The organism is Kribbella albertanoniae, assembly GCF_004348455.1.
GTDB classification, from domain to species: domain Bacteria; phylum Actinomycetota; class Actinomycetes; order Propionibacteriales; family Kribbellaceae; genus Kribbella; species Kribbella albertanoniae.
On sequence record NZ_SMKA01000002.1, the window covers coordinates 136,558 to 143,836 of the forward strand.

Genomic DNA, 7,279 nt, shown 5'->3' on the forward strand with positions numbered 1-7,279 from the left:
GGCTGATCCGTTGATGCCCGTCATGACGCACAACTCCACCGCCGTACCCCGTCACAACTGGCTCGTTCGGTACTACCGCGCGCAGCTCAGGTTCTACCTGCATGTCCTCACCGCGCTGCGCATCCTGCCGCCGTCCCTGGCCGCGGCCGGGTTCGCGTGGCTGCGGCGTACCGAAGTCCCCAAGAGAGGAAACAACGTGAACCACTCGATCCGGTCCAAGATCGTGATTCCTGTAGCACTCGTGCTCGGCACCGTCCTGGTACTACTCCTCGCCGGCTGTGGCGAGCGGTCGACGGCGAACCCAGTCGGCCCGGCGGTGCCGGGCGACAACGTGCAGGTGACTCGGGCGCCGCTCGAGCAGTGGCGTGTGCCCGTTACCGCCGACTCGCATGCGTATGCCATGGCGTTCGCGCGGGCGATCTGGACCTACGACGCAAGCAGGCACAGCTACTCCGACTGGGTAGGCGGTATCAACATGTTCGCAGGCGCCGCAAGCACGAGCGGTGAAGTGGCCCGGAGCATGCTGCCTGGGCCGGGAGAGTGGCAGCAGCTCGAAGCCTGGAAGGCCCGCGCAACTGTCACGGACATCACCGCGGAGACCACACCGGAGCTGGCGAAGCTCAAGGAGAATCGTGGTCTGCCGCCAGGCTGGCAGGCCTACGTGGTGCGCGGCAAGCAGAGCGTGGTCCTGGGCGCTGAGACGAGGACGGTCGAGCGCATCGCGGCTGTCAGCGTGGTCTGCGTCTACACCTGCAAGTTCTGGTCCGCCTCGGCCCAGACGACGACGTGATCATCAAACTCGTCTTGGCCGGTGCGCTGTTGACCAGCGGCATCGGACTGGTCGCGCCGCTGGCTGTGGCGGCCAGCAGCAGCGACACCTGCGCCTCGACGCCGACAGCGTCGCTGCCAGCTGGTTGCCGGGAGCCGGTCGGAAGCGACTCCGGTTCGCTACCGGGCGCCGATGAGGCTGTTGCGCGGGCATTGCGGCTGGTGGGTAGCCACGGCTACTACCAGCTGTGCGCCCGCCTGGCGGCCAACATCTGGGGTCGGCCGCACTCGGGCTACTACTCGGCCGCCGAGCAATGGCGGCAGATGGTTGTCTCCGGCAACGCACATCGTGATCGGAAGCCGCCGGTCGGTGCCCTCGTGTTCTGGGACACCGGCGGCGTGTTCGGCCATGTCGCCGTGTACGTCGGCGACGGACGCGTCGTCTCGAACGACATCGGCGACGACTTCCCGGGCGAAGGCGGTGTCTACCTCGTGGACTTCAGCCTCGTCGAATCCAAGTGGCACGCGGCCTACCTCGGTTGGGCGCCGCCGATCTACTCGACCTGATCAAAGGACCTCTCGTGTTCAGCCACATCATCTTCCTGCAGGACCCCGGCGTCACACCCAACACCGACGGCCTACCTGGCCTGGAGGCACTCCGTCACATGGTCGGAGCGCTGCAGCCCTTCGGCCTGGTGGTCTGCGTGGCAGTTCTCATCGTGTCTGCTGCAGCCTGGGCGCTGGGGAGCATCAACGGCAACGCCGGCTACGCCAGCAAGGGCAAGTTCGGCTTCCTCGTCGCCCTCGGCGCCACGATCTTGATCAGCTCGGCCAACGCCCTCGTCCGCTTCTTCAGCGGCATCCAGATCGGCTGACACGTGAGCTGGATCGAATGCCTCATGAATCCAAGCGTCTGTGTAGCCTCAGGCGCCGCCCAGAGCGCGGCGGACTCGATGTGGGCCTCGTTCGTCGACTGGATGGCCCGCGGGCTGACCGACCTGACGGCCTATGTCTTCACGTCCTTCAGCGAGAGTACGTCGCCACGGTTCGACCAGGAATGGTGGCGCAGCAACCTCGACCTAATGGTCGTGATCACGCTGCCGCTGCTGGTCGGCATGTTCATCTTCCAGTGTCTGTCGGCCGCCATACTGCGAGAACCGGGCCGACTGGGCCAAGCCGTAATCGGAGCAGTCATCGGGACGGCCGGCGTACCGTTTGCAGTGGCTGTTGTCGCTGGGCTTGGCCGTGTTGTCGACCAACTTTCGGTCGGGATCCTTGGCGGCAGTACGGCGACCATGACGGCACTCAAGCGGATGGTCAACCTCACCGCTCTGCAGGCCATCCCCACGTTCGGCGGATCACTCATCATCGCGGTGGTCCTCGGCCTCCTGGCCGTCATCGGGCTCTATCTGGTCATGCTCCTGCGTGAGGTTGCACTGATCGCCTTTGTGGTGTTCGCGCCGGTCGCGATGGCCAGCTGGACCTGGTCAGCGACCCGGCACTGGCTGCGGCGGTGGATCGAGATCGTCGCGGCGCTGTTGTTCTCCAAGATCGCGATGGCCATGATCTTTACGCTCGGCCTCTCGGCGATCGGCAACGTGGGCGACGACGGCGACCCGAGCATCGGAACCTTCCTCGCCGGCATCCTTCTGTTCGCCATGGCGGCCTTCGCGCCCATTGCGACGTACTCGTTCGTTCACTGGGCGGGTGACCACGCTGGTACGGCGATTCAGTTGGTGCAGCACGGATCCGCTGGTGCATCCGCGCTGAAGCAGCGAGCCGATCAGGCTCAGCAGTTCGCAGCCCATCACTTCGGCGGATCCAGCGACGGAGGCCCTGCACCGGTTGTCGGACGCGATGACGACAACCCGGACAAGACCTCCTCCGACGACGGTCACTCTGACTTCACGCCTGCTGGCGGACCCGACGTTGTCGTTGTGGAGAACGCGTCCAGCGTCCCGAACGCGGCGACGGCTCCGCCCTCCTCTGAGGGCGGCAGCTCTGCGACTGCTGTCGCCAGCAGCCAGGTCTCGGTCGCGCCGGGTGAGCCGACACAGGTGTCAGACACAGCAGGCGAGTCCGAAGGAGGCGACCGACGATGAGCACCTCACTGGCAACACGCTTTCCACGGCCAGACCGCAGCGCTGTACTGCTGGGGCTTCGGCCGATCCAGGTGATCCTTGTTCTGGCCGCGGTCCTCATCGTCACCTTGGCGCTGATCAACCAGCTGGAACCGGTGGCGATGGTGTCCTGCTTGGCCCTGGCATCGAGCTGCATCGCGGTGGCGTTCCTGCGAGCGGAAGAGGTTCCGCTGCACCGCTGGCTGGCGCTCCGGTTCATGCACCTGCTGCGGAAGAAGTCCTTCCGGGCCGATGTGCTCGCGCCACGCGAACACGGTCGGCTGCAGTTGCCCGGTGAGAGCGGCGTACTGCGGATGTTGGCGACGAACTCGGGCGTCGGGCTGGTGCACGATCCTCGGCGTCGGCGGCTGATCGCGGTCGCGAAGATCGAGGGGCCCGCCCATCTGCTGCAGAATTCCGACGAGCAGGATCGCCGGGTCACGGCGTACGGGCAGTTGATCGCGGGGCTGTGTCAGAGCAACCGGATTGCCCGCGCTCAGATCTTGGAGCGGACCCTGCCGGACCCGGGCGATGAGCTCACAGCCTGGGCCAACCAGAGACACGTTGACCCGGCAACACCGGCGGGAGCGATCTATACCGACCTTCTGCAGCAGGCTGCACCGGCCGCGGCTCGACACGAGACTCTGTTCAGCTTCGCGATCAACCTGGATGCGGTCTCACGCGAGGTCCGAAAGCATGGCGGAGGGATCCTCGGAGCGACTGCGGTACTCGAGTCGGAGGCACGAGCCTTCCAGACCGCACTTGCCGCCGCAGGTGTCGCCGGCGTCTGGCTCAATGCCAAGGAGTTGGCGATGAGTCTGCGGGTTGCGTTCGATCCGGCGGCGACTCGCACGATCCCATCCTCGGCCGCGATAGAAGCCTCGGACGCCGGCCCGCTGGCCGTCGACGAGAGCTGGGACCAGCTCCGCACGGATTCGTCGCTCCACCGTGTGTATGTCGTCGCCGAGTGGCCGCGGGTCCGAGCGGCGCCGTCGTTCCTTGGGCCGCTGCTGTTGCGGCCTGGCATTCGGCGGACGTTCAGCTTGGTGCTGCAGCCGATTCCGATGGCGAAGGCACTTCGCGATGCGCGCCGGCACCAGGTGGAGCGAGTCACTGATCGGATGACGCGTTCCAGGATCGGGCAGCTGGAGACCGAGGAAGACCGCCAGCTCGATGCCGACGTCGCCCAGCGCGAGCGGGACCTGGCCGCCGGCCACGGGGATGTGCGCTGGCTCGGTCTCGTCGTGGTGTCCGGCGACACCGAGGAAGCACTCGACGACGCGTGCATGGAGATCGAGATCGCCGCCACGCAGTCCTTCATCGACGTACGGCGCCTGGTTGGGCAGCAGCTCGATGGATTCATGGCCGCGGCCCTACCGTTCGGGATCGGACTCTGATGAAGAAGCAATCCGCGTACTACGAACCAGACGGAACCGACCGGGCGACCCGGCGAGCCAACCGCCGTACCCGCGTGGACGGCCCGTCGCAGCGACGCACGGCACCCGAAGCTATGGAGGCAGTATCCGGCCGTGGCAACGCCCGGCGGCTCCTGGTCGACAAGCATCGGGCGACTACCCGGATCCTGCAGGCGGCGTATCCGTTCCTTGCCGAAGGTGGTATTGGGGCCCAAGGCACCTATATCGGATCGGACGTCTTCAGCGGCGGGTCATTCGTCTACGACCCGTGGGTGCTCTACCAGGACCGCCTCATCACCAACCCCAACGTCCTGCTGGCCGGAGTCATTGGCAGCGGTAAGTCATCGACCGCAAAGGCGCTGATCACTCGTTCGCTTGCCCTCGGCCACAAGGCCTACGTCCCGTGTGACCCGAAGGGGGAGTGGACATCGGTCGCTGAGGCGATGGGCGGGGCAACGATCAAGCTCGGTCCCGGGCTGCCGACCAGGCTCAACCCGCTCGACGCAGGCCGACGGCCAAGCACCGTCGATGCCGACGAATGGAACCGGATCGTCTGGTCGCGCCGACGGGCGCTGCTCGGCACCCTGGCTGAATCCACGTTGGGCCGGCCGTTGGTCGCAGTCGAGCACACCGCGCTGGATCTCGCACTCGAGGTCGTCTCGGCGCAGAACCCGAGTCCGACGATCCCGGACGTCGTCGTTGCTCTCTTCACACCCGATCCGCGTCATGCCGAACGAGCCGGGCTGAGGACCTCGAGCTTGGTCAACGACGGCCGCGAGGTCGCACACGCGATCCGGCGACTGGTCCACGGTGACCTGTCCGGCATGTTCGACGGGCCGTCGACCACCGAGTTCGATCCAACCCTGCCGATGGTCACCTTGGACTCATCGTGGCTGAGCACCGGCGGTGATGACCAGGCCCTCCGGCTGACCCTTGCCTGCGCGTCTTCCTGGCTCGAGGCAGCCGTCGCCGACCCGGTAGGCGGCAACCGCTACATCGTGTACGACGAAGGCTGGCGCGTCATGCGAGACCAAGCACTTCTGCGCCGGATGCAAGAGCAGTGGAAGCTCTCACGCGCCTGGGGCGTCTCGAACATCCTCATCGTCCATCGCCTGTCCGATCTTGCGGCTGTAGGCGACATGGGTTCCGAAGCACGCGCCCTGGCCGAAGGGCTTCTCGCCGACTGTTCCACTCGGATCATGCTGCGTCAGGAGTCTGACCAGCTGGGGCGGACGGCTAGCCTTCTCGGTCTGACCGATGTCGAGATCGCCACGATCGCCAAGCTCCCAAAGGGCCGGGCACTGTGGCGGTTGCCGAGTCGCTCGTTCGTTGTCCAGCTGATCCGCCACGCTCGCGAGGTCGAGCTGTTCGACACCGACGCCCGGATGTGAACCCGATGAACCAACGCTCCGGCCATGACCTGACCGACACCATCTTCATCGCCGGGGGAGTCACCTTCGCCTTCGCCGGCGTTCTCTACTTGGCCGGCGGGCTCGCGAGCCTCGGCACCACTGGTCACTGGGTCTCCTCGCCGTGGATCGATGCTTTGCGAGTCCCTGTTCACGCGGGCGATCCCGCATCCGCCTTTGGAATGTCGGCCGCACAGTTCGGCCCCTTGACGTACTGGAGCATCTTCGCCGTTCTGCTTGCTACGCCGCTGGCCCTCGCGTACGCCGGAACCCGGATGTGGCAGAACCGGAAGGCGACGACAACCAACCGCGCCCGCGTCGTGGCCGCCCGCCCTGGACTCGCCAGCCGGAGCGACATCGAGGCCGCCGTTGGCCGGGCACAAGTCATCCGCCGCGGCCGATCCGCCAGACCACAGGCCCGGACCACTTCGCCGTACGCGGTAGGAACTCTCCTCGGTCACGCACGCCGCCGCGAGTGCTGGGCATCGGTCGAAGACTCCAGGATCGATGTCGGTCCACCGCGATCCGGCAAAGGACTCCACCAGATCATCGGCGCGATCATCGACGCACCCGGTGCGGTAGTCACCACGTCGACGCGGCCGGACAACCTGGCCGCGACTCTGGAGCTGCGGCGTGCGATCGGCCCAGTCGCGGTCTTCGACCCACAGGGCCTCGGCCGGGTCGAAGGCATCCGCTGGTCACCCGTCCGCGGCTGCGAGAACCCGACCACCGCGATCGTCCGCGCCAGCGGGCTCGCAGCCGGCGCCGGCTTCGCCAAAGGCAACGTCAGCGACGCGGCCTTCTGGCATGGCCAAACCGAAATGGCCCTGCGTGGCCTCCTCCACGCCGCCGCCCTCGACGACAGCGGCATCGGCCAGCTCTACCGCTGGGGCCTCGAACCTGCCTCGGCCATCGAAGCCGTCGGCATCCTCAACCGTTCCAACGACGCCGCCGAAGGCTGGGGCGACACTCTCGACGGCATCGTCCGCATGGACGGCCGCACCCGCGACGCCATCTGGGCCGGCGTCCGCTCCGCGCTATCCGCACTCGCAGATCCCGCCGTGCGCCGATCCTTCGACCCACCACCTGGCGAAGGCTTCGACCCCGCGAGCTTCATCCGCGAGCACGGCACCATCTACCTCCTCGGCACCGGCGCAGGCGCGTCGGCCACCTCGGCCTTCATTGCCGCGCTCCTTGAAGACATCACCGAATCAGCCCGCCAACTAGCCGCCCACAACCCCGGCGGTCGCCTCGAACCACCACTTGCCCTCGTCCTCGACGAGATCGCCAACCTCTGCGCCGTACCCTCCCTGCCATCCCTCATGGCAGACGGCGGCGGCACCGGCATCTCCACCCACGTCGTCATCCAATCCCTGGCACAAGCCCGCGAACGCTGGGGCGAACAAGCCGCTGCAGCCATGTGGGACGCCGCCACCCTGCGCCTCATCCTCGGCGGTTCCGCTCAACCCCGCGATCTCCAAGACCTCGCTGCCGTCTGCGGCGAACGCGACGAAGAGATCCGCAACTGGAGCCGCGACCCCAACGGAGGCCGCACCACCTCCACCAC

General features: G+C 66.9%; 7 protein-coding genes. All 7 read left to right on the forward strand.

Annotated elements, in window-relative coordinates; all coding sequences use genetic code 11:
* Window positions 1–22 precede the first annotated feature (22 nt).
* A complete protein-coding gene (locus tag E1261_RS01415) occupies window positions 23–790 on the forward strand; it encodes a hypothetical protein (protein ID WP_132400458.1) in 768 nt (255 codons plus the stop codon).
* Window positions 787–1,335: a CHAP domain-containing protein gene (locus E1261_RS01420; RefSeq protein WP_132400461.1), complete on the forward strand. Its 549-nt coding sequence runs from the start codon at window positions 787–789 to the stop codon at window positions 1,333–1,335. The genes E1261_RS01415 and E1261_RS01420 overlap by 4 nt, the downstream gene beginning before the upstream one ends.
* Before the next feature lie 14 nt (window positions 1,336–1,349).
* The gene (locus tag E1261_RS01425) at window positions 1,350–1,643 is read left to right on the forward strand and encodes a DUF6112 family protein (RefSeq protein WP_238175939.1); all 294 of its coding nucleotides are present in this window, start codon (window positions 1,350–1,352) and stop codon (window positions 1,641–1,643) included.
* 24 nt (window positions 1,644–1,667) lie between these two features.
* Window positions 1,668–2,870 carry a TrbL/VirB6 family protein gene (locus E1261_RS01430; RefSeq protein ID WP_132400464.1) on the forward strand — a complete coding sequence of 401 codons (1,203 nt, stop codon included), beginning with the start codon at window positions 1,668–1,670 and terminating at the stop codon, window positions 2,868–2,870.
* A complete protein-coding gene (locus E1261_RS01435; RefSeq protein WP_132400467.1) occupies window positions 2,867–4,285 on the forward strand; it encodes an SCO6880 family protein in 1,419 nt (472 codons plus the stop codon). Before E1261_RS01430 ends, E1261_RS01435 begins: the two co-directional genes overlap by 4 nt.
* Window positions 4,285–5,694 (forward strand): ATP-binding protein, encoded by a 1,410-nt coding sequence (locus E1261_RS01440; RefSeq protein ID WP_165952303.1) that lies wholly within the window; start codon window positions 4,285–4,287, stop codon window positions 5,692–5,694. The genes E1261_RS01435 and E1261_RS01440 overlap by 1 nt, the downstream gene beginning before the upstream one ends.
* A gap of 5 nt (window positions 5,695–5,699) precedes the next feature.
* Window positions 5,700–7,279: type IV secretory system conjugative DNA transfer family protein (locus tag E1261_RS01445; RefSeq protein ID WP_132400470.1), on the forward strand; the 1,580-nt coding region annotated here is incomplete at its 3' end.

Excerpts from the sequence above, each read along its gene's own strand:
- E1261_RS01430 (WP_132400464.1), top strand. The coding sequence starts at position 1,668 with ATGAATCCAAGCGTCTGTGTAGCCTCAGGCGCCGCCCAGAGCGCGGCG.
- E1261_RS01440 (WP_165952303.1), top strand. The coding sequence starts at position 4,285 with ATGAAGAAGCAATCCGCGTACTACGAACCAGACGGAACCGACCGGGCG.
- E1261_RS01435 (WP_132400467.1), top strand. The coding sequence starts at position 2,867 with ATGAGCACCTCACTGGCAACACGCTTTCCACGGCCAGACCGCAGCGCT.
- E1261_RS01415 (WP_132400458.1), top strand. The coding sequence starts at position 23 with ATGACGCACAACTCCACCGCCGTACCCCGTCACAACTGGCTCGTTCGG.